Annotated in this window: 23 protein-coding genes; 11 read left to right on the top strand and 12 right to left on the bottom strand. The window is 63.2% G+C overall.

All coding sequences use genetic code 11. The annotated features are described in order from the left end of the window. Window positions 1-1329 carry a DUF445 domain-containing protein gene (locus AC6LJ9_RS19785; RefSeq protein ID WP_498148907.1) on the bottom strand — a complete coding sequence of 443 codons (1329 nt, stop codon included), beginning with the start codon at window positions 1327-1329 and terminating at the stop codon, window positions 1-3. 240 nt (window positions 1330-1569) lie between these two features. On the opposite strand from AC6LJ9_RS19785, the gene AC6LJ9_RS19790 reads away from it, so the two are divergent. The 10 genes from AC6LJ9_RS19790 (at window position 1570) to AC6LJ9_RS19835 (ending at window position 9493) form a co-directional block, all read left to right on the top strand. Next, window positions 1570-2406 (top strand): transporter substrate-binding protein, encoded by an 837-nt coding sequence (locus AC6LJ9_RS19790; RefSeq protein ID WP_498148908.1) that lies wholly within the window; start codon window positions 1570-1572, stop codon window positions 2404-2406. A gap of 54 nt (window positions 2407-2460) precedes the next feature. Next, a complete protein-coding gene (locus AC6LJ9_RS19795) occupies window positions 2461-3123 on the top strand; it encodes an amino acid ABC transporter permease (protein ID WP_498148909.1) in 663 nt (220 codons plus the stop codon). 5 nt (window positions 3124-3128) lie between these two features. Continuing rightward, window positions 3129-3788: an amino acid ABC transporter permease gene (locus tag AC6LJ9_RS19800; protein ID WP_498148910.1), complete on the top strand. Its 660-nt coding sequence runs from the start codon at window positions 3129-3131 to the stop codon at window positions 3786-3788. 13 nt (window positions 3789-3801) lie between these two features. Next, window positions 3802-4572 carry an amino acid ABC transporter ATP-binding protein gene (locus AC6LJ9_RS19805; RefSeq protein WP_498139692.1) on the top strand — a complete coding sequence of 257 codons (771 nt, stop codon included), beginning with the start codon at window positions 3802-3804 and terminating at the stop codon, window positions 4570-4572. Between the two features lie 87 nt (window positions 4573-4659). Beyond that, entirely contained in the window at window positions 4660-5463 is an 804-nt protein-coding gene (locus tag AC6LJ9_RS19810) for an IclR family transcriptional regulator (RefSeq protein ID WP_498148911.1), read from the top strand. 267 nt (window positions 5464-5730) lie between these two features. Next, window positions 5731-6255 carry a YuaE family lipoprotein gene (locus AC6LJ9_RS19815; RefSeq protein WP_498148912.1) on the top strand — a complete coding sequence of 175 codons (525 nt, stop codon included), beginning with the start codon at window positions 5731-5733 and terminating at the stop codon, window positions 6253-6255. After that, window positions 6252-7520 carry an FKBP-type peptidyl-prolyl cis-trans isomerase N-terminal domain-containing protein gene (locus tag AC6LJ9_RS19820; RefSeq protein WP_498148913.1) on the top strand — a complete coding sequence of 423 codons (1269 nt, stop codon included), beginning with the start codon at window positions 6252-6254 and terminating at the stop codon, window positions 7518-7520. Before AC6LJ9_RS19815 ends, AC6LJ9_RS19820 begins: the two co-directional genes overlap by 4 nt. A 178-nt stretch (window positions 7521-7698) precedes the next feature. Next, complete coding sequence (locus AC6LJ9_RS19825; RefSeq protein WP_498148914.1) at window positions 7699-8406, top strand: M24 family metallopeptidase; 708 nt, start codon at window positions 7699-7701, stop codon at window positions 8404-8406. Window positions 8407-8564: 158 nt separating this feature from the next. Further along, window positions 8565-8942 carry a VOC family protein gene (locus AC6LJ9_RS19830; RefSeq protein ID WP_498148915.1) on the top strand — a complete coding sequence of 126 codons (378 nt, stop codon included), beginning with the start codon at window positions 8565-8567 and terminating at the stop codon, window positions 8940-8942. A gap of 77 nt (window positions 8943-9019) precedes the next feature. After that, the gene (locus tag AC6LJ9_RS19835; protein ID WP_498148916.1) at window positions 9020-9493 is read left to right on the top strand and encodes a DUF2000 domain-containing protein; all 474 of its coding nucleotides are present in this window, start codon (window positions 9020-9022) and stop codon (window positions 9491-9493) included. 52 nt (window positions 9494-9545) lie between these two features. Here AC6LJ9_RS19835 and AC6LJ9_RS19840 read toward each other — a convergent pair whose 3' ends face one another. From AC6LJ9_RS19840 to AC6LJ9_RS19850, 3 genes are all read right to left on the bottom strand, one after another. Further along, window positions 9546-10337 (bottom strand): hypothetical protein, encoded by a 792-nt coding sequence (locus AC6LJ9_RS19840; RefSeq protein ID WP_498148917.1) that lies wholly within the window; start codon window positions 10335-10337, stop codon window positions 9546-9548. 397 nt (window positions 10338-10734) lie between these two features. Next, window positions 10735-10965, bottom strand: coding sequence for a hypothetical protein (locus AC6LJ9_RS19845; protein WP_498148918.1), 231 nt, complete (start codon window positions 10963-10965; stop codon window positions 10735-10737). Window positions 10966-10968: 3 nt separating this feature from the next. After that, window positions 10969-11196 (bottom strand): hypothetical protein, encoded by a 228-nt coding sequence (locus AC6LJ9_RS19850; RefSeq protein WP_498148919.1) that lies wholly within the window; start codon window positions 11194-11196, stop codon window positions 10969-10971. Between the two features lie 178 nt (window positions 11197-11374). Here AC6LJ9_RS19850 and AC6LJ9_RS19855 point away from each other — a divergent pair. Beyond that, window positions 11375-12516 (top strand): IS3 family transposase gene (locus tag AC6LJ9_RS19855; protein WP_498148920.1). Its coding sequence is split into 2 segments (ribosomal slippage): window positions 11375-11627 and window positions 11627-12516, totalling 1143 coding nucleotides; the frame shifts between segments, so codons are not numbered across the junction. A gap of 43 nt (window positions 12517-12559) precedes the next feature. Here AC6LJ9_RS19855 and AC6LJ9_RS19860 read toward each other — a convergent pair. From AC6LJ9_RS19860 to AC6LJ9_RS19895, 8 genes are all read right to left on the bottom strand, one after another. Continuing rightward, complete coding sequence (locus tag AC6LJ9_RS19860; protein ID WP_498148921.1) at window positions 12560-13042, bottom strand: pentapeptide repeat-containing protein; 483 nt, start codon at window positions 13040-13042, stop codon at window positions 12560-12562. Between the two features lie 185 nt (window positions 13043-13227). Next, complete coding sequence (locus AC6LJ9_RS19865; RefSeq protein WP_498148922.1) at window positions 13228-13434, bottom strand: hypothetical protein; 207 nt, start codon at window positions 13432-13434, stop codon at window positions 13228-13230. Further along, a complete protein-coding gene (locus tag AC6LJ9_RS19870) occupies window positions 13431-16034 on the bottom strand; it encodes a hemagglutinin repeat-containing protein (RefSeq protein ID WP_498148929.1) in 2604 nt (867 codons plus the stop codon). The genes AC6LJ9_RS19865 and AC6LJ9_RS19870 overlap by 4 nt, the downstream gene beginning before the upstream one ends. 233 nt (window positions 16035-16267) lie before the next feature. Further along, window positions 16268-16633 (bottom strand): hypothetical protein, encoded by a 366-nt coding sequence (locus AC6LJ9_RS19875; protein WP_498148923.1) that lies wholly within the window; start codon window positions 16631-16633, stop codon window positions 16268-16270. Between the two features lie 357 nt (window positions 16634-16990). After that, entirely contained in the window at window positions 16991-17284 is a 294-nt protein-coding gene (locus AC6LJ9_RS19880) for a hypothetical protein (protein ID WP_498148924.1), read from the bottom strand. A 214-nt stretch (window positions 17285-17498) separates the two neighbouring features. Then, window positions 17499-18227: a hypothetical protein gene (locus tag AC6LJ9_RS19885; RefSeq protein WP_498148925.1), complete on the bottom strand. Its 729-nt coding sequence runs from the start codon at window positions 18225-18227 to the stop codon at window positions 17499-17501. A 4-nt stretch (window positions 18228-18231) separates the two neighbouring features. Beyond that, window positions 18232-18597 carry a putative toxin gene (locus AC6LJ9_RS19890; RefSeq protein ID WP_498148926.1) on the bottom strand — a complete coding sequence of 122 codons (366 nt, stop codon included), beginning with the start codon at window positions 18595-18597 and terminating at the stop codon, window positions 18232-18234. Beyond that, window positions 18594-26579, bottom strand: a complete 7986-nt coding sequence (locus tag AC6LJ9_RS19895; protein ID WP_498148927.1) for a hemagglutinin repeat-containing protein — start codon at window positions 26577-26579, stop codon at window positions 18594-18596. The genes AC6LJ9_RS19890 and AC6LJ9_RS19895 overlap by 4 nt, the downstream gene beginning before the upstream one ends. Window positions 26580-26656: the final 77 nt, after the last annotated feature.

The following is a 26656-nucleotide window of genomic DNA, read 5'->3' on the forward strand; positions in this document are numbered from 1 at the left end:
TCAGCCGCCCGCCAGCAGCACCAGCGCGTGCAGGCCCACCCCGATCAGCCCGCCCACCAGCGTGCCGTTGAAGCGGATGTACTGCAGGTCGCGGCCCACGCTCAGTTCCAGCTCGTCGACCAGATGGCGCTCGTCCCAATTCTTGACGGTACGCGCGATATGCCCGGTGACGCCGGCGCGCAGCCTGCCGGTGAGCCGGCGCGCCGCGCCCAGCACGTGGCGGTTCAGCGCCTCGCGCAACGCCGCATCCTCCGCGAGCTTGCGGCCCATCGCCAGCAAGGCGCTTTCCAGATGCGCGGCCAGCGCCGAGTCCGGCGTGGACAGGTCGCGCCGCAGCGCCGCGTGGATGTCGTCCCATAGTCCGCGCACGTATTCCTGCACCTTCGGATGATCGATGGCGCGCTGCTTGAGCGCCTCGGCCTGCGCCGCCAGCGCCGGATCGCTGCGCAGCCGTCCGATATAGTCCTGCAGCCAGCCCTCGTAGTCCTGGCGCACCGGATGATCCGGCTGCGACAGCACTTCGCGCAGCTCCTGCACCAGTGCGCGCGCCAGCCGGTCGGCCAGGTTGTCGGCGATGCCGTCCACCGAGGCGATCACGTCCACGGCCGCGATGATGCGCGGCCATTCCTTGCGCGCGAACTTCACCAGTAGATTCGAGGCGCGCTCGCGCACCTCTTCCGTGCCCAGGTAGCCGCCCAGCCGCTCCAGCGCGGCGTCCAGCAGCTCTTGATGGCGTCCATCGCGGGTCAGCAGGCCCAGCACCTCGCCGGCCGTGGCGGACGCGTCCCAGCGCCGCAGATTGGACACCACGAACTCCTGGATCACGCCGCGCACCGCGCGGTCGTCCAGCAGATCCAGCGTCTGCAGCGCCACGCGGCGCGCGCCCTCGCTCAGGACGCGCGCCTGCCTGGGCCGCTCCAGCCAGCGGGCCAGGCGCGCCGCCGGATCGAACACGCGCAGTTTTTCCAGCAGCGTGTCCGGGTCCAGGAAATGGTCGCGCACGAACACGGCCAGGTTGTCGCCGATGCGGTCCTTGTTGCCGGGGATGATGGCCGTGTGCGGAATCGGCAGCCCCAGCGGCCGGCGGAACAGCGCCACCACCGCGAACCAGTCCGCCAGCGCGCCCACGGTGGCCGCCTCGCAGAACGCCCGCACCCAGGCCCAGACGCCCTGCCCGCCCATCGCGTGGCTGGCCACGAAACCGCCCAGCATGGCGGCCAGCAGGAGCAGCGCGGCGATCTTCATGCGCCGCAGCTGCGCGCGCCGCGCGTCCGAGGCCAGGGAGGAATGAGGAACGGCGGGCGTGTCGTGGCGAGGCGTGTCGGTCATGCGGTCGTGGCGCTCGAGGGACGAATCAGCTTTGCAGCATACCAAGCGCGCGCCGCCCGCCGGCTGCCTGTCGTTCCCGCCTCGCGCACCTGCCTTGCGCGCTGGCGCCAGGCCGTGGAAACCCTTGATTGACAAGGCATGACCCGTGACGCCTAATGCATTGATCCAATAAAAAAGACATATGTCCGATATACCGGACATAACGATCGCCACCACCGCTTCCATCCAAAGGGGAATGCCATGACCACTTCCGTACGCGCCGGCCTGCTGTCGCTGGCCGCCGCCGCCCTCCTGTCCGCCGCGCCCGTCCAGGCCGGCAAGCTCGAAGACGTGCTGGCCCGCGGCCATCTCGTCCTGGGCACCGGCAGCACCAACGCGCCCTGGCATTTCAAGAGCGCGGACGACAAGCTGCAGGGCTTCGACGTGGACATGGGCCGCATCATCGCCAAGGCGCTGTTCGGCAATCCCGACAAGATCACCTACGTCAACCAGTCGTCCGACGCGCGCATCCCCAACATCACCACCAACAAGGTCGACATCACCTGCCAGTTCATGACCGTGACGGGCGAACGCGCCCAGCAGGTCGCCTTCACCATTCCCTACTACCGCGAAGGCGTGGGCCTGATGCTCAAGGCCGACGGCAAGTACGCCGACTACGCTGCGTTGAAGAATGCCGGCTCGTCCGTGACGATCTCGGTACTGCAGAACGTCTACGCCGAACCGATGGTGCGCGCCGCGCTGCCCAAGGCCAATGTCGACCAATACGAGTCCGTGGACCTGATCTACCAGGCGCTGGCCTCGGGCCGCGCCGACGCGGTGGCGACCGACCAGTCCTCGCTGGCCTGGTACATGACGCAGAATCCTGGCCGCTTCAAGGACGCCGGCTACGGCTGGAACCCGCAGACCTACGCCTGCGCCGTCAAGCGCGGCGACCAGGACTGGCTCAACTTCGTCAACACGGCCCTGCACGAAGCCATGACCGGCGTCGAATTCGACGCCTACGCCAAGTCGTTCAAGACCTGGTTCGGCAAGGACCTGCCGCCGCCGCAGATCGGCTTCCCGGTCGAATACCGCTGATCCTCGCCCGCGGCGGGGCCGTCCCCGCCGCCACCCTGCTTGCGGGAACGACGCATGGACTACACGCTGAATTTCGGCGCCGTCTGGCGCAACTTCGAGTACCTGATCAGCGGCCTGGCGCTGAGCCTGGGCCTGGCCGCGGTTTCCATCCTGATCGGCGCGGCGATCGGCCTGGCCCTGGCCTTCGCGCTGACATCCAGGCGCCTGGCGCTGTCCGCGCCGGCGCGGCTGTACGTCACCCTGCTGCGCAACCTGCCCATCCTGGTGCTGGTGTTGTTCGCCTATTTCGCGCTGCCCCAGCTGGGAGTCCGGATCGACAAGATCAAGAGCTTCATGCTGGTGCTGTCGCTCTATTCCGGCGCCTACCTGGCCGAGGTGTTCCGCGCCGGGCTGCTGTCGATCCCGCGCGGCCTGACCGAGGCCGGACTGGCGATCGGCCTGACGCCCACGCAGATCCGCGCGACCATCATCGCGCCGCTGATGCTGCGCAACGTGCTGCCCTCGCTGTCGTCCACGATCATCTCGCTGTTCAAGGACACCTCGCTGGCGGCCGTCATCGCCGTGCCCGAACTGACCTTCGCCGCGCGCAAGATCAACGTCGAGAGCTTCCGCGTCATCGAGACCTGGATCGTCACGTCCGCGCTCTATGTCGCCTGCTGCTTCCTCATCGCCGCCGCGCTGCGCCTGATCGAGCGCCGCCTGGCGCTGCCCAGGTGAATCCCATGTCGCAGACCTTTCTTGAACAACTGTGGGCCGCCCGCCAGGTCATCCTGAACGGCCTGGCGGTCTCGGTGTCGATCTCGCTGCTGGCCATCGCCGCGGGCTCCGTCCTGGGCGTGCTGGCCGGCCTGGCCCTGACCTATGGCGGCCGGGCCGCGCGCCTGGCGCTGCGGACCTACATCGACATCGTGCGCGGCACGCCGGTGCTGGTCCTGGTGCTGGCCAGCTACTACGTGTCGGCCGCCATCGGCCTGGACCTGGGGCCCTTCGCGGCCGGCGTGCTGGCGCTGGCGGTGTTCTGCTCGTCGCACGTCGGCGAGATCGTGCGCGGCGCGCTGCAGGCCATTCCCCGGGGCCAGACCGAAGCCGCCAAGGCCATCGGCCTGAGCTTCACCCAGACTTTCTCGTCGGTGCTGTGGCCGCAAGCGCTGCGCCAATGCCTGCCGGCCTGGGTCAACACGGCGGCCGAGATGGTCAAGGCGTCCACCCTGCTGTCCGTCATCGGCGTGGCCGAGCTGCTGCTGCGCACGCAGGAGATCATCTCGCGCAACTTCATGAGCCTCCAGTTCTATTTCCTGGCTGGAGGCCTTTACTTCATCGTGAACTTCGGCATCGAGCGCCTTGGCAAATACGTCGAGCGCAAGACCGCGCTGCCGTCCTGAGGAGATCACCATCGTGGCCAACACCATCCTGGACATCGCGGGCCTGCGCAAGGCCTACGGCCAGAACGAAGTGCTCAAGGGCGTGGACTGCGCCGTGCGCGAAGGCGAAGTCATCTCCATCATCGGCTCGTCCGGCTCGGGCAAGACGACCCTGCTCCGCTGCATCAACATGCTGGAGGAGTTCGAGGGCGGCACCATCCGGCTGGACGGCGAGGAAATCGGCTACCACGTCGAAGGCGGCCAGCGCCGGCGCAAGAGCGAGAAGGACATCGCCCGCCAGCGCGCGCTGACCGGCATGGCCTTCCAGCAGTTCAACCTGTTCCCCCACATGAGCGCCGCCGAGAACGTCATGCTGGGCCTCATCAAGGTCAAGAAGCTGGACAAGGCCCAGGCCCGCGCCATCGCCGAACAATGGCTGGAACGCGTGGGCCTGGCGGCCCGCGCCAACCATTACCCCGGCCAGCTCTCCGGCGGCCAGCAGCAGCGCGTGGCCATCGCCCGCGCCATCGCCATGGCGCCCAGGCTGATGCTGTTCGACGAAGTGACCTCGGCGCTGGACCCCGAACTGGTGGGCGAGGTGCTGCAGGTCATCAAGGCGCTGGCGGCCGACGGCATGACCATGCTGCTGGTCACGCACGAAATGCGCTTCGCCTACGAAGTATCGTCCCGGGTCATCTTCATGAACCAGGGCGTGATCTGCGAAGAAGGCGACCCCAGGGAGATGTTCGCGCGCCCCCGGACCGAGCGGCTGGCGGAGTTCCTCAAGTCGTCGAGCTTCAGCTAGGGCCCGATCGCCTATGATGGCCGTCCGCGACTTGCGGACGGATTCGCCGCCGGCGGATCCCACCGGAACGAGGTACTGGAGATGAACATGGCCGACGCCCCCGGCGACACCGTGGCGAAACGCACCCGGGGGCTGGACCGCGCGTTCGAGATCCTGGAATTCCTGCGCGTGCGGCGCCAGTCCCTGCGCCCCAACGAGATCGCCGCGGCCATCGGCGCGCCGCGCTCGTCCGTCTATGAGCTGGTCAACCTGCTGCTCGAACACGGCATGCTCGAATACCAGGGCGGCGACGGCCGCGTGTTCCTGGGCCGCCGTCTGTATTTCCTGGGCACCGCCTACGCCGAACAGTTCGACCTGATGCGCGAATGCGACCGCATGCTGGTCCGCCTGGCCGAGGAAACCCGCGAAACCGCGCAGATGTGCCTGCTCGAAGGCAATAAGTACACGGTCGCCATGATGCGTGAAGGACTGCGGCCATTCCGCATCTCGTCCAGCGTGGGCGAACTGGTTCCGATCCCCTGGACCGCGTCGGGCCGGCTGCTGCTGGCGCACCTGTCGGACCCGCAGATCAGCGCGCTGATCCCGCCCGAGGACTTCGTCATGCCCGACGGCGGCCGGCTCGCGGCCGCCGATTTCATCGCCGAGGTCCGGCGCGCCGCCAGCGACGGCTACTTCGCCTTCAACAGCGTGGTCGAGAACTTCACCCACTGCTTCGCCGCGCCCGTCCGCCAGGCCGACGGCGCCTGCATCGCCACGCTCTGCCTGGTGACGCCGCGCGAGGACGGCCTGAACAACCGCGACGCCTATCTGGACAGCCTGCTGCGGGCGGCCCGCGAGATCTCCGAGAAACTGGGCTTCAACCCCTCGCCGGCGCGCGCCTCGCGCGCCTGAGCCTCGGCGGCCAACGGCCGCCGCACGCGCTTCTTCGCCCGCATCGCTCGCCGCTCGTCACTCATCACCCGTCGCGCATGGCGCATTGCTGGCGCGGTGCGGCCGCGCTCGCGGCTGGCAATTTGAAACGATGCAATGCATCGATTTCACGCAGCCCGGGTTTCCCCTTGTAAATGCGGGGCAGTCTCCGAGTACCCGTCTCAAATTCAGAATTGTCTTATGCCGCCATTCCGATGGCCATAGTCTAATTCCGTGGCAGAAAAAGCAATGCGCGCACGCCTCCCTCCGGGAGGTCATTTATTTTGGCGCGCCGATTTTTCGAACCCATGCATCAACTTCGCTCGTGGCTTGACCCAAGACCAAGATCCGCTGCTCGCCTCCCCGCAGAAACTCAGCAAAGCAATCAGAAATTCCCGAGGACGTTTAATGAGATTCCATCTATCCGGCGTGGCCGCCCTGCTCGCGACGCTCATCCTGACGGGCTGCAACACCCTCAGCCCCGCCCGCGTCTCCGAGGAACCCGAGGCGCAAAACCAGGAAGAAAAGTGCTACCAGGAGTTTTCCGCGCTGAAAAAACTGGATCCGGCGAGTTATGAAAAATACCGCGAACAAATGAATGCCATCGACGAGAACTTCCGGATCTACAAATCCAACGAAGCGCTCATCGATTCAAACGCTTCCGAAATCATGCTGACGGAAGTGAAGAAAATGCTCTCCCTGGTTTGCGTTCGAATCAACAGCGCGGTCTATTCCAATATGAGGACCCGCGCCCAAAGCCTGAACAAGCTATGAGAAAGTACGCCTACGCGACGCTTTGCGGCACGCTGCTGTTCTCCGGCAAGGCGGCGTTTGCCATCGAAACCAGCCTGCTGGACCGGCTGGCCCAGGACCGCATCATCGGCGACGGACAGGCCCGCCCCCAGGCCTATCCCGTTCCCTCACAGCCCGGCTCGCCGCGCGCAGGCAGCCCGGCACAGGCGCCGAGCGCCAACGCGGAACTCGTCGGCCAATTGCGGCAGGCGAACGAACAGCTCAAGGAACTGGAGCAGAAGCTGGCCGCGATGGAACAGGGCAACGCGCTGCTCACCGAGCAACTTGCGCAGCGGCAGGCTCAAGGAAACAGCTCGCCGGAATCCAGCGCCCAGGCCGCCGAGCAGGCGCAGAACCAGGCCCGCATCCGCGAACTGGGCCAGCAGCTTGAGGGCGCGCAAGCGCAAAGAGACGCCCTGGCGGCCGAACTCGCCAGCGCCAGGACGGCGACGGCAGGCAAGGCCTCTCAAGACAGCGCGCTCAGCGCCGCCCTGGGCACGGCGCGAACCGAAATCGCCGGCCTGAAACAACAGGCGGCGGAGCTGCAAGCCGCCAACCAGCAGCTCAAGGATCAGCAACTCAGGGATCAACAGGCCGCGCAATCCACGCAACAGGCCAAGGCGGACAAGACGGACAGCGCCGGGCGCATCGTCATCAACGACGCGGCGCCCAAGGACGTGCGCGTCAGCTATGCCGTCGGCGCCTGGTACGCGGAAAGCGCGCCGCAGGAAACCCAGAAGTTCGCCTCCATCGGCAAGAAGCTCGACCTGCAGGCCTTCTCGCAGGGATTCACCGACAAGATCAACAACCGCCTGCAGCTGCCCCAGGCCAAGCTCTCGGCCGAACTCGACGGCGCGCAGCAGCAGCTGGAAACCGCCATGCTGTCCAAGAATGAAAAGGAGAGCAAGGCCCTGCTGGCGGCGGCCGCGAAGGAAAAAGGCGCCGTCAAGATGCCGGACGGCGTGATCTACAGGATTCTCGACAAGGGCAAGTCGCCGAGCGTAGCGGACAAAAACGAAATCCTGTTCGACATCGAAGAACAGCTCTCCACGGGCGAAGAACTGGTCCGGGAAACGCGCAGCAGCCACGTCAAGGACCTGCCGCCGCTGTTCCAGAGCATCGTCAAGCAGCTGGGGCTTGGCGGCTCGGCGAAGATCCTCACCCCCGTGACGCAGGCCCATGCCGCATCGGGCATCCCGCCGGGCACCGTTTCGATCATCACGATCAAGCTGGCCGGCATCAAGTAGATCCCTTCCGCTACCCTGCCCCGCGACGCGCCGGCCTGCCCCGGCGCGTCGTAAATCCACGCTATGATGCCGCCGCAATATAGATGACTATATTTCGATGTTCCCTCCGCAGCCTGATCCAGGCGCCGGCCCCGGGACATGGAAACAAGACGGCCGCGAACGGCCAGGGAGCAGGGCTTTGACCAAGACGATCGACCCGCGCGAGGCCGTGGGCCAGGCCTATTCCGCGCGGGCCATGTTGCACGCGCGCGAGCGTTCCATGCAGGCCGTCCAGGAAATCGGCCGGCTCATCCGCCCCGGCATGACCGAACAGCAGGCCCGCGAGGCCGCCAGCGCCCACCTGCTCGCCATGGGCATCGACCGGATCTGGCATCCCACCATCGTGCGCTTCGGTCCCGCCACGCTCAAAACCTTCAAGCAGGCCTCCGAACCCGGGCGCGTGCTGGGCGCAGACGACATCTACTTCGTCGACATCGGCCCGGTCTGGGACGGCCACGAGGGCGACGCAGGCGATACCTTCGTCACCGGCTCGGATCGCGACATGCAGGCCGCCGCCCTGGCCGCGCGCCAGCTCTGGCGCGAGGTCAGCGAACTCTGGCGCGCGCAGCGCCTGAACGGCGCCGACCTGTACGCGCAAGCCGCGCAACGCGCCGAGGCGCTGGGCTGGCGCCTGAACCTGGACATCAAGGGCCACCGCGTCAGCGACTTCCCGCACGCCATCTACAAGGCCGGCAGCCTGGGCGACTTCGGTCTCTGTCCGGACACGGGCATCTGGATCCTGGAAATCCAGATCGCCCATCCGCAACGGCCCTTCGGCGCGTTCTATGAGGACATCCTGGTGCGCGACGACGCGGCGGCCTGTACCAGCGCGCCGCAGGCGGCTTGAACCAGGCGCCTGCCAACGGACGCGCCCCCTCCGACGGCGCTATCCGGGCGCCGCAGACGGCCTCTTCCGCGCGAACAGGCGCCCACATGTCTACTGCCATAATCTGGCAGCATTACCCTCTAGGATGACGGCTCCTTTTGTTGCTTCCGGAGCCCATCTTGCCCTCTCCCGTCCCCGCCCGCCTCAACCTGTTCCTGCTGTACGTCGCCGACCCGCTGGCCAGCGTGGCCTTCTACCAGCGCCTGCTCGACCGCGACCCGCTGGATGCCTTTCCGAGCTATGCCGCCTTTGCCCTGGACGGCGGCTACATGCTGGGCCTGTGGGCCTCGCACCGTGTCAGCCCGCCGCCGCCCGTCTCGGGCCACCGCAGCGAAATCGCGTTCACGGTCGACGACGACGAAGCCGTGCGCAACCTCCACGCGCACTGGCAGGCGCTGGGCGTGCCCATCGAACAGCCGCCCGTCGCCGAAGTGTTCGGACTGACCTTCGTCGCCCTGGATCCCGACGGCCACCGCATCCGCGTCTGCCCGCGCTGAACGTCGCCGTCTTCACGCGCGTTCAAGACCTGGCGCGACGGACGCCTCAGCATGGCGGCTTTGCCAGGAACCGCGCCATGCACGACCCGACCGCCGCCGGCGGCCCCATCGAATCGCCCGCCACGTCCACGCCCGTCCCACCGGAAAAAGTCGTCATCGTGGTGTCGGCCGGCCTGGCCCTGGGCCAGGCGGCCAACGCCGCCGCCTGCATCGCCGCCGGCCTGGGCGCGGGCCTGCCAGGCTGGGCCGCGCGGCCGCTGCGGGATGTGGAGGGGCTGCAATCTTCCGCCATCTCGCACCTGCCCATCATCATCCTCAGCGCCAGTAACGCGCAGATGGCCGCGCTGTGCGACCGCCTGCCCATGGAGCCGCCGGCCGGCGGCAGGCTGGCGCTGTTTCCCGTCTATGCGCAAGGCATCCACGACTGCCATGCCTATTGGGCGCGCCACCGGGAATCCGCGCATCGCGGCCTGCCCATGCTGGGCATCGGGCTGGCCGGCGCGCGGCGCTGGATCAATGGACTGACGGGCAGCCTGCCGATGCTGCGCTAGGCTGGCGCGATGGCACGCGCCCGCGCAGGGTCGTCAAGAACGTCGGAACGTCCTAGCCCTTCTTCGGCGGCTGGGCTTCCAGGAACTCGGCGCAGTCCGGCATGGGCGTGGCGGGCCGATACACCGAACCGTCCTCTTTCCACTTGTAGGTCACGGTATAGCTGCACTGTTTGTCGGCCTGCGGCCGCGACTGCGCCGCCGTCGGCGCCGGCAGCTTACTCGAATCCGCATAGCGGCTGGCCCCCGCCGGTGCGCGCGTGGCCTGGGTGGTGACCTGCAGGTCCGGATACGACTGCCCGCCCGCCACCGCCTTGAGCAGGGCGTCGTAGCGATACTGATCCATGCAATTGGCCTCGCGTCGCTGCTGGTCCGCTTCGTTGAAGCAGGACCGGATCGACGCCTGGGCGCTAAGAGGCATCACATGCACCAGGCCCGAGACCTTCTGGTCCAGATCAACCATGAACAGGTACAGGTCCTTGCGCGAGAAACTGCCGCCCGAAAACTGGATCTCCTGCTTGTAGTCCGGCTCGGCGGGGCCGATCACGCCAACCAGGGCGCGCTCCTCGCTCAGGCGGATCAGGTGCGGCCAGACAGTAAAGTGGGAAAAGTTAGGAATATCCGGCAGGTCCCAGATGCGGTAATCGGCGCGCAGGCTACGGCTGGACGCAAAGGGACCGTTGTCCTCGAATCCGCCGTCCAGCTTGATCCCGACGCACCAATCGGCCTGCTCATTGCAGTACAGCTTGTTCTGCGGGTTCAGCTGCAACGCTTCGACATCGGGCTGGGCCGCGGCGGCAATGGCGGGCAAGGCGGCGCACATCAGCAGCGCAAGGGTCTTCTTCATCGTGGTACCTGGTGGGCGGGAATACGGTGGCGCATTGTGGCGCAGTTTTTCCGGCGGGGCGTCACCAATTGTTTAAAGGGCTACGAATTCTCGAAAGCGGGCTTGCTGGGGTGACCCACGGCCCTTGCCCGGCCTGTCCAATCGCTGGCCCGTCTTTTTGCCTGCCTGTTTTTCCTGCCCGTCTACTTGCCCTGCGCGCCGGGCACTGTGAAGCGCAGCCGGTCGTGCTTGGCGCACTGCCAGAAATAATCTTCCGTGCAACGCTCAAACAGGGTCCGCGCTGGTAATAATCCCGCGACGGAATCCAGCAATCCGTTTCGCGAACCTTCGATATCCGCCAGAATCCGTACAGCATAGGCGCAGAGTCATCGTCATCGTCGGAAGTGTCTGGCCAATATCATCTCAGTACAGGTTGATGTTCACCCCGCCCGCGCTGCTTGACTTCGTGGAACTCATTCTCGCTCAGGGTGTACTGCGCGGCGGCAACATTGACCTGCCTGCCGATCAGGGTCACATCGCCCTGATGCCCGATCACGTTGCTGCCGTTGATGTTCAACGCATTGCCGGCATTGATCAGGGTATTGCCCTCGACACTGGGGTACCAAGCATCCTGTGCGATGTCGCCCAATATCTAAAACCCAGGAGCATCTCGCCAACCAATGCTTGGGGGAAAATCTGCGCCATTTAGGAATGCAATAAAGACAGCCGCTACTTGCGCCGACATAAACCATTCGTCGGATTTCATCGAAAACTCCCCCGCGCCGAAAACAAGTACGGTTCCATCTGGACGACTCAATTGCGGTTTTCCGTGAAAAGCGCGATAGCGCCTGTGGTGAATTGCGTCGAAGCGCTCTAGCATACAACTCGCTCCCCCGCCCGCCACCTGAACATAATTTCCCCGCTCATCCGTCAACGAGGCAAATGTAGATTTCCCATAGCTCTTCAGCGACTTTATGATGACCCTAACCCAGTTTTTAGTACCGATCTAAATTAGAGAAATCCGGCATGATTTCACCATATGGAATAGGAGCCATGCCGTGAAGAGATCGAAATACACCGAAGAGCAAATCGCCTTTGCGCTGAAGCAGGCCGAACTGGGAACGGCCGTACCCGAGGTCTGCCGCAAGATGGGCGTGAGCGAAGCCACCTTCTACAACTGGAAGAAGAAATTCGGCGGGCTTGGCCCCTCGGAGTTGCGACGGCTGCGCCAGCTTGAAGAGGAGTGCAATCGCCTCAAGCGCCTGGTCGCTGACCTGTCGCTGGACAAGGCCATGTTGCAGGACGTTTTGGCAAAAAAGCTCTGAAGCCTTCGCGGCGCCGCGTACTCGTGAATGATCTGATGAAGCGCTACGGCGTCGGCGTGACCAAGGCATGCGCCGCAGTCATGATTTCCCGGTCGTTGTATCGCTACGAATCGTGCCGACGCGACAGTGGCGCTTTGATCATGCGAATCCACGAGATCGCGCATACACGGGTTCACTACGGATACCGGCGTGTACACGTGATGTTGCGCCGCGAAGGCTATCGGGACAATCACAAACGGGTCTACCGTTTGTATCGCGAACAAGGCTTGTCTTTGCGGCACAAGCGCCCCAAGCGCAATAAGTCGGCGCAACGTCGCCAGCCCAAAGCGGTCGCACAAGCGATCAATGACATCTGGAGCATGGACTTCGTCATGGACCAATTGTTCGATGGTCGCCGTTTGCGTGCATTGACCCTGGTCGACAATTACACCAGAGAGTGCCTGGCCATCGACATTGGGCAAAACCTGCGGGGTGACGACGTGGTGGCGACGCTCGGGCGTGTATGCGCACTGCGTGGCTTACCGCGCGTCATCAAAACTGATAACGGCAGCGAGTTCATCTCCAAAGCCATGGATAAATGGGCATACGAAAACGGCGTGGAAATCGACTTCAGCCGGCCCGGCAAGCCGACGGACAATGCGCAGTGCGAATCCTTCAATGGCCGCTTCCGTCAGGAATGCCTGAACAGCCACTGGTTCTTGTCATTTGCCGACGCCAAGGAGAAAATCGACGCCTGGCGGACGTACTATAACGAGGTTCGTCCCCACTCTGCGCTGAAGTGGCAGGCACCTGCCGAATATGCGTGCCAGCACTTGGCCGACGGCCAAATTGCCAACCTCAATGAGCCGGAAATCTCTACTTCCGATCCGGACTAATTCGGGGTTAGGGTCAAGTCAAAAACAATAAGGACTTTCGCCTTTAACCCCTAGTGGCACCATACAATTTTGGGTCAAAACCCTTTGGCCACACTGTTTTTTCATCATAGACCGCACCTGAAAATTTGGCGGTTTCAATTCTTCTGGTCCCATCAAGATTAGCCCCTCGCAGATTAGCTTCGGAGAAATTTGCATAATACAAATCCATTTCTTTCATATTTGCCTCTGCAAGATCTGCGTTATGAAAATCAGCCCCCGAAGCCACAGATTTAGACAAATTTACCCTTTTCATTTCCGCGTAAGCAAGACTCGCATTCATGAGTGCAGCACCAGACATATCGGCCTTATTCAACACGGCTTGATCAAAGATTGCGTTTCTCAAATGAGCATTCTTAAATTTCGCCCCAACCAGAAATAGCGACTCAAATATTGCCCTATGCAGATCCATCCCTTGAAAATCTGCCTCCTCAAGATCATCAAGAGGCAATTCCACGCTTTCACCCGTTTCAAATCTCAAGATAATCATCTATGCCCCAGTCAAAGCTATCCACCATGGTTTCTGATTTGAGAAAACACTAGCTTGGGTCGACACCAAATAGATCCATCACTGCACACTCAAGGCACTACGACTGGGTTTCCCGCTCGAAGAACAGCTCTAGCACTTAGTCTCATCCATCCGGCTCACCAGACACGACTCTGCCTACGGCCGCCCTACATATCAATACCAAATCGATCAGCCAATTCTCTCAACCGCAAAGAAACTTCCAAAATTTCATTTTTGTTTAGCCCGCAGTATGTCGGAAGGGATTCTTCCGGAACATTCTGCAGCAATGCAAAACCGCACGCAATAAAATATCGCAACTCCTTATGCGTAACCTCGATACGAATCGATTCCAAACTCTCATTATTTTCAGTCATTTTTTTGGCACCTGCGATTTAATATAATTTTCCCAACCCACACCACCCTGATCGGGCCTAAAGGCCGTAGCCTCACCTCTTTGCCCTCGAATAATAATGGTCTTTGTCGAATTATCAAGATAGTAGACCGTCCCATCAACAGCATAACGACGTTCGACCGCCGGATTAGATACGATTTTCTCTACAAAACCTTGAAATTGACTTTTTGTACTAATACCAAGATCGGCAAACTCCTTTCGTTCGACAACATGCTTCTGGAACGCATGACCATTTGCCACCTCTTCAGCCAATAGTTGAGAATGAAGTTTTTCTCGATTGATATTATTTTCTGCACCATTGCCGCCTTTCGCTCCCTTAACCGACCCGGTTATTGCCATTGCTGCAGCCACAAGCCCCGCGGCTGTCTCGGCACTCATGCCGAATCTGCTCTTTAGATCCGCAGCGACTTCTGTATGAAGGACCATACTGACAGCGTCAGCATGCCGTAGAAAATATACAGCCAGATCGTTTTTAAGGGCGACAGGGAGATCCATGCCGCTTAGCTTATCTAGTTCTTGTCGATATTCCGTTACTTGTTCAACAAAATCACCGTACCGCTCCCTGCAAACACTAGCGTCAGCTGCACATACGGCGATCATGGTTTCTTGAGTTTCAGTGCTTAGCTTCCGGAACTTCTCCTTTACTTGATCACAGTTGTCAAACGCTTTGCAAACAGAAGCCTCTGCCGCGAATTTCTTAATGTCCGATAAAGTGAGCGAATTATTTGTCAACTCGGCTACTGCCGCAATAGTGCTCGTTGTGGCGTCCACCGAAGTCGCTTCAGAGATACCAGCCACGATACTAGCTATCAAATTGCCTCGCGCCTCACGCTCTTCTGCAGATAGATTATCTCCGGCCGCCATGCTAATAAGCTTCGCTAGCACGGAACTCGATGCAGCTCCCAAAGCACCAGCCGAGCAATTGCCGCTAGTAGCCAATGCCCCTGTACATCCCACAATTCCATGCAAAAGGGTGCGCGTCGCGTCTGAGTCAACTCCCTCGCCCATTTGATCCGCGATCTTCTTGACTTGCGACGCACCCAATCCCTGGAAATAACTCACTGCTGCTGCTTGCGCGAAGCTGCCTACACTACCTGTTAGGTTGCCCGCTGCTCCCGCCGTTATCGCACCAACAATACGGCGATATGAGCCCGACTGCCCCCATTCACTCTCCAGTTTTTCCGCTGCTGCGGCAGCGTGGTCACGCTCCATCTTAGATAGTGTTGGATCTTTGGCCTGTGCCTTAAGAGCGTCAATCTCCTGCGCACGATTCGCCAAAAACTGCCCCGTCTGCCGGCTAGCCTCCGAAACAATCTCGAACCCCGCCTCGATCTTCTCCTTATCAAAGATCGGCTTGAGCGCGTTCAACGTGTCCGACGTATCCCGGTTCAACGACGCGATCGTCTCCGCCGCCGTCTTGCCGGTCAGCGCCTGCTGGCCTGCCTCATCCCGAATCACAATCGTGCCGCCGCTGATGGCGCTGCTCGTGGTCGAGCTGCCGCTGCCGCTCGCCGCCGCGACCGTGGGCGGTTTGAACGACAGGTTGCCCGACGAGGGCAGCGAGGTGCCCGCCTCCTTGCTCGCGCCGCCCGCGACCTGGTTGTCCTTGGTCGTGCCCAAGCCCGTGCCGCCGCTCTTGTCGCCGCCGCCCAGGCCGATGCCGCCGCCCACCGAAACCTGATAGGCACTGTAGTCGGCCTTGTTCTTGACGTCCTCCGTCACCAAGGTGCCGGTGCTCAGCTTGTTCAACCCGTCGGCTACCGCCTTGTCGCTGCTGGCGATGACGCTGCCGATCAGCGTGGTGTTGTTCTTCACGTCGATCAAGAAACCGCCATCGCCTGCCCACAGGCCGGTCTGCTCGGTCACCGACTTGAAGTCGCTCTTCATCTGGCCCTGGCCCGCGTTGGCGCTTACGCTGCTCACGCACGTGCCAGTCAGGCAGATCGACGCACCAAAACCCGCGCTCTGGTTCTTGGCGTCGTACTTGCTGGTGTCCTGCAGGCTCTCCAGCAGCAGATTGCCGCCCACCGACGCGATGATCTGCTCGGCCTTGCCCGAGGCGCCCTTGAAGGTGGTGTCGCCGCCCGACCGGATCGCGAGCACGTTGCCGGCGGTGACGTGGCTGTTGGTCCAGCTTTCGTCCTTGCCGTCGGCCTTGCCCCGGCTGGCCGAGACGCCCAGCTCCAGCGTGACGCCCGTGTTCGCGCTGCCCACGTTGAAGCCCACGCCGATACTGGCGCTGCTGCTCTTGCTGTTGGTCTTCTGTTCGAAGGAGTTGCGCGCCGCCTGCAGCAGGACGTCGCCTTCGGCCTTGAGTACGGCGTTGCCGCCGGCCGACAGGTTCGAACCCGTGACGGTGATGTCCGAGTTCCGGCCCGCGCCCTGGGCGATGATGGTCAGGTCCTTGCCCGCCGCGACGGTGGAGCCCGCCGCGCTGGATGCGTTGCGTTCGGTGGTACTGGTGCTCTTGCTGCTGCCCAGGCTGATCTGGACGCTGACCCCGCCGACCTTGTCCAGGGACGTGGCCTTGTCGATCTGGCCCCCCTCCGCACAGCGCCGTATGCGTTATAGGCCGCCAGCCTGGCAGTGTCGTCAGCCAAGCCCTGCCACCGGATTGCCGACCTTGCCTGCCACGCCGGCAATACGCTCGCCCGCCTACTAGCGAGTTCCCGGGCTGAAGACACTCCGGCAAATACGCGTCCAATTGGCAGCGCCGTCACCCAAAGACGATCACCATCAGCCGGAAGACAGCGACCTTATAGCCGCCGCCCGTTCTCTTCCAAGATCAATGCCTTCTAGGTGGCTCGCAGTTCGTCGAGAAGGCCATTCGCCAGCAGCCGACGCCGCCAGACGCGTTTGCGCTCCGAAACCGACGCGTGATCTGCCTGTTCGAGCATTGCCTCGGTCACATAGCCCAAGTAGTCGCACAAGCTTTCAACGCCGCCGAGCAGGCTGATGACTGTCCATCGGTCCAACGACTGCGAACCGCCTGCAGTTGACTCACTCGCGTCGTTGCCTACAACCCGCACGATGGTTTCTATCGCGTGGCGGGTACGTTCCACATCGTGCACACGCGCCATTGCGACTGTGCCGAACTCTTCCATACCCGGTACGCGCCAACGGCGTTCGGAAAGGGGGTGCTCGTTCAATTGGGTAGCCAATTCCAACTCCTTACGCTGGATCCACCCGCTACTCATCGCCAAATGAGGTGGGCGGACAGAAAGCAGGATTGGCGAACCGATGCGTAAGGAACCGGCAGGGGATGAACCCCTTCCTGCAATCGCCCGCCCGTAGAAACCGCTAAGCACGCCGATGCAGATACCTCGTAGAGGTGTCCAACTTACGCAGTTCCGATCGCCAAACCGGACTCATAAGGATTCATGAGCAGAGTGAGCTTAGGGTGGCGACGTAGGCGCTGTATATGGCGTTTGGTCTTATTTTTACAGGAGGATAGCCCAATTGCATACCGCACGATCCGAACCGTTGTCTGGAACGATCTATTCGACGATCGATAGGTATCAAAGAATTATCTCAACCTTTCCATGCCCGACCAACCTATCAAGCTCAAGCATTTCGAAGACATCCCCAACCTTTATTATGTCTTTGAAAAACTCCCAACTTACAAAACGGATCTTCGTTTCCAGCACTTCTCCAGGATAGTGGAGACGATCATCTTGATATCTGTGCACACCACTAACTAGATAATCCATCGCTGCAAACTTGTGATGCGGGGAATATCCGGATCGCACTCCTTTTAATTTTGGATCACCCACATCATCTGCCAAACGAATCGTAGCAACGATGTTGCTCAAGATGATCACCTCACACGCGATCAAAACCCTTCACAGAAAATGGTCCGATGCATTCTAAATTTTTTATTTTAGTGAAAACTTGTTTTATTGAAGGCAAGTGAATTTATCTCAGCACATTAGCACTGCGACTGAATTTCAAGCCTATCGTTCAGATTACGCACAACATCTTGACGAGTAAGACGGTATTTATTTTATTTTCAATATAACCCTACATCTACGCCATAAAGAACTCACTCGGAAAAAACCCCTTAAGATCAATACGTCGCTCTGCGAACAACTCAAAATCTCGAGCGACGTCTTGAATACTCTCCGTAACTCTCACCAAATAACCATCGCCCATCTTTTCAATAGGAAATCCTGCACGGAAGATTCCCTCAGCATCAATCTTCTCAGCAAACTCATTCCCATAAAACATGGCCCAACCAATGTTCGGAATATCTGGCTTCAGCGCGGCATTGAAAGAGCCAATTTGAAAGCTATTTCTCCGCTCGTGCGGCCCGAGCTCCGGGTCAGAAAATAAATGCAACATTCCGAGCTGAGGCGGAAATATGTCACACCAATTCTTGAATAAACCATACCAGTCTATTTTGTCGCCATACTCTGATTTTAGGCAAATATCCCCCGGAACAATTTGATTTTTAAGATTCCGGAATGTATGACTGACACGACCTGAACTTTTAAGGAAACTCCTTTTTTTCCAAGCAAAATCGAGAAAAAAATCCGAAATGGTTCCACTTGCTTGTATTGAAGCCTTTTCTGCCCAAAATCTTTCCATTTTTTCTTGGCCATCAAAAATCTCCGTTACTTTGTCAGCATTATGAGAAACAAATTCTGGAGCAAGCAACCCACCACTTGAGCTTAATGAATCGAACAATCGACTTCCAACCCCCCAGCCAATGGTTTCGATATTAGTTCTTATCGCGATCTGAATATACGCTCTCATAGCATTAGAATTTCGCTAATTCACCTGTTGCCGGATTGTACTTATACATATCACCGCCAGTCATGCGCACCTGTTTTGTGAGTTCCTCAGAGACGTTATATGTTCTGGGACTTACAACGAGATTCAAGGGTTGACCAGAATTCGTGGCATGCTGAATCTGGGCGCGCAATTGATTGGACATAGATAGATTCTGAACATTCTTGACCTCCAGCATGCCGCCAACAGACTTCCCCCACATATCAGGAATCGTAGTTACTTGAATGCCGCTGGGCAGCGTAACTGTTACAGGAGTTGTGTTCTTCACCCCTCCAATATGTCCGAACGCTTCTACCACCTGCTTTTCAAATGCGGCACCGTTCTGGCGATTCAATATAACTTGCGGAACCTCAGCTGCCTTCCCCGCCACCTTCCCCACATCAAGGGCCTTCTCCCCCTCCGCGAATACGTGGACAGCTTGCCCCCCTTCTTGAGCATGCCGCCAGCCACCGGCACCAGACCAAGCGCCGAAAAGTACCGATTCGCCTCATCCCCAGTCGCGGTCTTCCCCGTAACAAGCTCATACAGCGAACTGGCATTAGACACTCCCGGAGCCAGGTCCAGTACGGCTTGAGCAAGCGCGTCTGTTCCCTCCTTGCTTAGCGCCGGATAATGGGCGAGCGTCATCACTTCGTCATACGCCGCCGCCATTCGATCCGCTTCCGCCCATCCCGCTTGCAGGCAGCTATTGTCATCACCGCAGGTCCTCTCCAAACTCCCAACGAGTTCGGCCTTCAAACGAGCGACCTTGTCGCGATTGCGGTAGAGACTGTTATTTTCAGCCTCTATACGTGCCGCGATCTCTACAGCCGCAACAGACGAGGGATCGATCGAGGCTGCGATGCCTGCGACGATGCTGCTGATCAGATTGACGCGCGCTTCTGCGTCTTCAGGAGACAGTTTCTTGGCCTTGTCGCCATCCACACTCTCCAACAGCTTGCTCAGAACCACGCCAGACAGCGCCCCTGCGCTGCCGGCACCGCACGCCGAACCCTGTGCGGCAGCGCCTGCGCAACCCAGCAACGTGTGCAGAGCAATGTGCCCAACCGAGCCCTCCCCTCCCAACGCGCTACTCACTTCCTTGATCTTGGCTGCGCCCAAGGCTTGCAAATAGTTGACCGCGGCAGCTTGGACGAACTGGCTTGCTCCTCCCGTCACGTTGCCACGAATTGCTCCGAAGATGACCGTGCCCCACAGGCGGTACGAGCCCTGATTGCCCCATTTGCTTTCCAACTCGGCATATTCCTGCGCCGCTCGGATACGCTCGGAGTAAGACAGAGTGCTATCTTCAGACCGCGCCTTCGCATTCTTCAGTTCCTCCGCCCGATTCGCCAAGAACTGCCCCGTCTGCCGGCTAGCCTCCGAAACGATGTCGAACCCCGCCTCGATCTTCTCCTTGTCAAAGATCGGCTTGAGCGCGTTCAACGTGTCCGACGTATCCCGGTTCAACGACGCAATCGTCTCCGCCGCCGTCTTGCCGGTCAGCGCCTGCTGGCCCGCCTCGTCGCGGATCACGATCGTGCCGCCGCTGATGGCGCTGCTCGTGGTCGAGCTGCCGCTGCCGCTGGCGGCCGCGACCGTGGGCGGTTTGAACGACAGGTTGCCCGACGAGGGCAGCGAGGTGCCCGCCTCCTTGCTCGCGCCGCCCGCGACCTGGTTGTCCTTGGTCGTGCCCAAGCCCGTGCCGCCGCTCTTGTCGCCGCCGCCCAGGCCGATGCCGCCGCCCACCGAGACCTGATAGGCGCTGTAGCTGGCCTTGTTCTTGACGTCCTCCGTCACCAGCGTGCCGGTGCTCAGCTTATTCAACCCGTCGGCCACCGCCTTGTCGCTGCTGGCGATGACGCTGGCGATCAACGTGGTGTTGTTCTTCACGTCGATCAAGAAACCGCCGTCGCCGGCCCACAGGCCGGTCTGCTCGGTCACCGACTTAAAGTCGCTCTTCATCTGGCCTTGGCCCGCGTTGGCGCTTATGTTGCTCGTGCAAGTGCCAGTCAGGCAGATCGACGCACCAAACCCCGCGCTCTGGTTCTTGGCGTCGTACTTGCTGGTGTCCTGCAGGCTCTCCAGCAGCAGATTGCCGCCCACCGACGCGATGATCTGCTCGGCCTTGCCCGAGGCGCCCTTGAAGGTGGTGTCGCCGCCCGACTGAATCGCGAGCACGTTGCCGGCGGTGACGTGGCTGTTGGTCCAGCTCTCGTCCTTGCCGTCGGCCTTGCCCCGGCTGGCCGAGACGCCCAGCTCCAGCGTGACGCCCGTGTTCGCGCTGCCCACGTTGAAGCCCACGCCGATGCTGGCGCTGCTGCTCTTGCTATCGGTCTTCTGTTCGAAGGAGTTGCGCGCCGCCTGCAGCAGGACGTCGCCCTCTGCCTTGAGCACGGCGTTGCCGCCGGCCGACAGATTCGAACCCGTGACGGTGATGTCTGAGTTCCGGCCCGCGCCCTGGGCGATGATGGTCAGGTCCTTGCCCGCCGCGACGGTGGAGCCCGCCGCGCTGGATGCGTTGCGTTCGGTGGTGCTGGTGCTCTTGCTGCTGCCCAGGCTGATCTGGACGCTGACCCCGCCGACCTTGTCCAGGGACGTGGCCTTGTCCAGGCTGCCCATCTTCTGCACGGCATCGTAGGCGTTGTAGGCCGCCAAGCCAGCCGTGCCGGCCGCCAGGCCCTGCATCACCGGGTTATCGACCTTGCTCGCCGCGCTGGCCATGCGCTCGCCGGTCTGGACCGCGCTGACCACGGGGTTGCTGGCCGTGACGGACAGGCCGCTTTGCTTGATCTCGTGGAATTCCTTGCTGCGCGCGGTGTCGAGCGTGGCCACGATGTTGACCTGCTGGCCGATCAGCGTCACGTCGCCCTGGCGCGCGATCACATTGCTGCCCACGACGTTCAGCCCGTTGCCGGCGTTGATCAGCACATTGCCTTCCACGCTGCCCACGGTGCTGGCGGTATGGAAGACCTGCTTGCCGTCCACGGAATCGGTCTGCCTGCGCGTGCCGATACTCAGGCCGCCCATCGCGCCCAGGCCGGACTTCTTGACCCTCTTGTAGTCATAGTCCTGCGACGTGTTCTCGCCAGACAGAATGTTCACGTCCCGGCCAGCGGAAAGGACCAGATCCTTCTGTGCGCCCACGTTCGAGCCTGTGACATTGGCGTCGCGTCCGGCCATCACGACCGTCGAGTTGCCCGTGAAGGTCGAGGCCTGCGCCCGCGTCTGGTCCGTGGACTGGATGGTGTGCGTGGTCTTGGACGACAGGAAGCCCCGCTTCTTGCTATAGCTTTCGTCGTAGGCGTAGGCCGTTTCCACGCCGGCCGTGAGGTTGACGTCGCGCCCGGCGCCCACGGCCAGTTGCTTGTCCGCCGTGACACTCGCCGCCCGCGCGTCGATGTCCTGGCCCGCGACCAGCGTCAGGTTGCCGCCGGCTGCGATATCGACGCCGATTTCCCGGCTGTTGCGGGTTTCATGACGGTTGCGCGAGCCGCGCGCGATGCGGTCGCCGTGGCTTTCCGTGAGCGTGTCCAGGACGATGTCCCGCCCGGCCTGCAAGCGTGCGTCATCCTTGGCGGCCACCTGCGCGGCGGTCAGCGCCAGATCGCGGCCGGCCTGCATGGAGAGGCTGCCGGCATCCACGCGCGCCACGCCGGTCAGGTACGACCCCCAGCTGCTGCCGTAGTTCTCCGACGCCGAGGTCGACGTCAGCGCGATATCGCGTCCGGCGCTCAAGACGACCTTGCCGCCCTTGATCGACGAGACCAGATTGCTCAGATCCTCGCGCGCGGCCAGGTTGACGCTGCCTCCCTGGATGGTGCCGCCGGCCTGGCTGATGATGTTGCCAGCGGTGATGACCGTGGCCTCGCGCGCGCCGATGGTGCCGCTGTTGGCGGCATTGCCGTCCACGGCGAGATGGACGCTGCGGCCCGCCAGCAGCGTGCCGTCGCCCTTCAGGTCGCCCGCGCGCACCAGCAGATAGACCTGCGGCACCAGCACGGTTTCGGTGGTGCCGTCGGGCAGGGTCACGGTCTGTTCGACCAGCCAGACCAGGTCGGTGGTCAGCTGGCGCTGCTGCGCTTCGGTCAGCGCGACGCCGAGCTTGATGCCCTTGTCCTGCGCGAACTTGGCGCCGGCCGCGAGCAAGGCCTTGTACTGCGTGTCGTTGTCGCTGTACTTCTCCAGGAAGCGCTGGCCGGTGGTGGCCAGGATCTGGTCGGACACGGCCTTCTGTTCATAGAAGCCGTCGCCCAGGCGCTTGGGCTGGCCCGAGGGCGTGAGGAACTTCGCACCCGGCGGGATCAGCGCATCCCAGTTGCCCAGGCGCGAGCCGGCCAACGTGCCGCCGGCGCCGACCGAGTTGCCCGTCGAAGCCCCCGGCATGCCGCCAGACGGACGCAGCAGGTCGAACAGGTAGTCGCTGGACACGTAGGGCCGCTGGCCCGTGAAGCGCGGGTCGGTGGCGACGATATAGGGCGCGTCCGGCCGGTTGTTGACGGCGAAGAGCTGGCTGTCGGGAATGCTGGCCGGGTTGGAGACGGTGCGCACCACGGTGCCGCCGGGCAGGCTGACGCTGGCGACCAGGACGGGGCCGGGCGAGGCGATGCCGGTGGCGCCGGGCGTCTTGCCGCTGAGCGGCACGGATGTATTGCCGCCGGCGGTGCCCACCGGCACCTCCATGGGGTCGTCCGATACCGTGCGCTTGAAGGCTTCAGTCTCCCAGGAGCGGCGGCGCTGGTTGCTGCCGCTGGGCTTGGTGTACGTGGACGTGCCTTCGAGCGCCACGGTGCGCCGGCCCTGCGCGCCGATGTTCTCGATGTCCGGGCCTTGCACGACGAGCGCGCCGCCGGCGGCGATCTGGCTCTTGTCGTTGGTGACCGCGCCGGCCAGCGTCATCGCGCCACCCGACAGGATTCGGCCAGGGTCGGACGTGAGTGTGCGCGTCTCGGTAACGAGCTCGTCGACTTCGTAGATTGTGAAGCGATACGACATGCGCCGGGCGTAGTCCGCGTTGAACGCGCGGATGCGACGGTCCAGCTCCGCATACGGCGCCTGGAAGGCGGCGAAGGCGGTTTCGTATTCCTGGCGGCGAACGGTCTCGGCGGCCATGCACTGGCGGTCACGTCCGCAATCGCGCGGCGCCCACCGCGGCGCCGGATCCGAGGGCGGCGTAACGCCAAATACCTTCCAGATCTTTGCGTCGACGGCATAGTCGTGGACCAGAGGGCGATACCACGGCAGCGTCTCGCCGGTATCGTTCTGCCCGCCGCAGACCTGGCTACCCTCGACCTCCCGGCACACCGTCAGTTGCGGCATGCGGATCGGCGCAATCGGAACTTCCTTGCCGCGCGCGCCGTCCTTGGACGTGTACCAGGGCGCGTAATCAAAAGGCGGGCCATAGCGTGAGGCCGGATACGCGTCCGACGGCATCAGGAAGCCATGCTGGGAGTCGTTCTCCAGCAGCGCGACTTCCTTGCCGCAACGCGGCCGGTCATTGACGCAGAACCAGTTGTCCGTCATGTCATAGCGCGCGCTCGATCCGTCCGGCCGCAGGAACAGCTTGCCCACGGGCGCCTGCGTCACCGTCTCGCTGGTGTAGTTGGCGTTAAGGTTCACCAGCAGGGTCACGGCGATGCGCGCGTCGCCGCCCGCCTCGATCGTGGCCCCGGTGTTCAGCAGGCGCAGCGCCTGCCCCACTGCCCTGCCCGCCGCATCCAGCGCGCCGCCGATGCGCAGGTCCGCCGCCGAGTAGATCAGCGCGTGCTGCTCGTTGACCAGGGAGCCTATGCCCAGGTCCAGGCTGCCGCGCGAGGCGATCACCGCCCCACCCTGTGCGCCTGCGGTATTGACGAGCTCGCCCGCGCGGATCGCCACGGTGTCGCCATAGATGCGGCCGCGATTGCTCAGGCTGGCGGCCGAGATGCGCGTGTACTGGCCGTCGATCAGGCCGTCGTTGCTCAGGCCTCGCGACACGTCGATGGTGTTGTTGCGCCCGGCCAGCAGTTCCCCCGTGACCTGGTTTTCCAGCGAATCCGCCCGGATGCTCAGGTCACGGCCCGCGCTGACGCGCGCACGGTTGCTCATGTGGCCACCCACGCTCAGGTTCAGGTCGCGCCCGGCCGTCAGATTGCCTTCCTGGTTCAAGGAACCCGCGTACTCGAACGCCAGGTCCTCGCCCGAGGCCAGCGAGCCCAGGCCTTGCAACGTCTTGATCAGCACCCTCAGGCCCTGGCCGGCCGCGATCTGGCCGCGCGTGTTGTCCAGCGTGTCGGCGTCAATGCGCGCCGCGCCTCGCGCGGCGATATCGCCGGCGGTGTTGTCCAGCTCGCCGGTCTTGATGCCGAGGTCCTGGCCGGCGCTGATCGCGCCGCCCTGGTTGTTCACGCGCCCGGCCACGATGCTGACCAGCTTGCCAAGCACGCCCCTGGCGGGCGCGTTGCTGGCGGTCAGCGTATTGCTGTTGTCCAGGCTTGAAGCCGTCAGCGTCAGCGTGTCGTCGGCCTGCAGCAGGCCGCGCTGGTTGTCGATGGCACCACTGGTGGTGACGGTCAGCTTGCCGCCGGCCACGGTGCCGTCGCGGTTGACCAGGTTCGCGGCATCGATGCGGGCCTTGCCGGCCGCGGCGATCATGCCGCCGGTGTTGTCCAGCATGCCGCCGAGCTGGATCGTCGCATCGCCCGAGGATGTGAGCTTGCCGCCCAGGTTGCGCAGCTTGGCGGCGGACAGGTTCAGCTCGCCGCCATGCAGCGTGGCGTTGGAGATGTCGATATCGTTGGCGGTGGTCAGCGTCAGCCTGCTGGCTGCCGACAAGACGCCGCCCGCGAGGTTCAGCCCCACGAAGGACGAAGCGCCGCCGGGCGCATCCTGGCCCGTCGCGGACAGCGTCATGTCCTTGCCGGCCAGGCTGGTGCCGGCGTGTTGCAGCGTGCCGGCCGTCAGCGTCAGGCTGCCCGGCTGGCTCAGCTTGCCGTCGGCGTCCACGCCCGCCACGAAGCGGCCGGCGTTGTTCAGCAGGCCCGGCGTGCGGGCTTGCAGGTCGCCGCCCGCCAGCACCGAGCCGGTGTTGGCCAGCGAGGTGCCTGCGTAGAGGTCGGCCCGTCCGCTGGCGAAGGCGACGCCCGCGTTGTTCAGCGCGTCGCCCGCGTCCAGGGCCAGCGCCGCGCCGGATTGCAGCCGGCCATCGGTGGTGATGAAGAGGTCGTGCGCCGCATTGACCGAGAGCTTGCCGGTCTGCGTGCCGATCACGCCGCCCAGCCGCGCGTCGGTGCCGGCGCGCAGGCTCAGGTCCTTGCCGGCCGAGGCCGAGCCCAGCGCCTGCAACGCGCCGCCGGCAGTGGCGGTCAGCGTGCCGTCCGCCTGTTGGCGCGAGGCCGCGCCCAGGATCAGGTCGCCGCGCGTGGCGGTCAGGGTCAGGTCGCCCTTCAAGGCGGCGGCGGTGCCGTCGATCGACAGGCCATCTCCGGCGCTCAGCGTCTGGTCGCGGCCGGCCAGCGCGCGGCCGGCGATCTGCATCGAACCGGCGGCGGTGGCGGTCAAGGTGTCGGCGGCCTGCACCAGGCCCTTGTCCGCGACGGTGATGTTCCGACCGTTCAGCGTCAGCTTGGCGTCGCTGGCGGCCGAGCCGTCCACGCGCGCGTCGCGCGCGGCGGCCAGGGTCAGGTCGCGCACCGAGGCCAGCGCGCCGGAGACGCTCAGGTCGCGGCCGGCGCTGGCGTTCAAGGCGCCGGCTGCCTGCACCTGGGCGCCTTGCTTGATGGTCAGGTCGCGTCCGCCCGATATGGACAGGTCGCCGCTGGCCGGCGCGGACAGGCTGCGTCCGCCGGGCGCGGGCGGCGTGCCCTGGACGCTCGTGCCCAGCGCGGCAATGGTGCCGCCCAGCCGCGCGTCGCCCGTGGCCGCCAGCGCCAATGCGCCGCCGGCGGCCAGCGTGCCGTCCGAGTCGATATCGCCGCCGGCCTTGGCGTCCAGCTTGCCCGAGGACTGCAAGCGCCCGCTCGCGGCCACCTTCAGGTCTCCGCCGGCTTGCGTGGTCAGATCGCCGCTCAGCGCGGTGACGGTGCCGTCCACGTTCATGTGCCGCTGCGCCGACAGGCTGGCCGGCGAGCTGGCCGTGACCGTGCCCGTCACGAAGATGTCGCGCCCGGCCTCGGCGCGCAGCGTGCCGCCGCCCGTGGCCGCCGTCTCGGCGGTGCCGGCCGTGCCGGCGATGCGCAGGTCCTGGCCGGCGAAGAGGAACAGCTTGCCGCTGCCTTGCGCCAGGCCGTTCTTGCCCACGACGAGGTCTGTGCCGGCCTTGATGTTCAAGAGGCCATTGGCGACCGTCTTGCCGTTCACCACGGTGTCGGCATTGGACGACAGGCGGATATCCTGCTCGCCCGAGATCGTGCCGTCCGCCTGCAGCTTGCCGCCGG

Source organism: Achromobacter sp. 1011811831 (assembly GCF_059760905.1).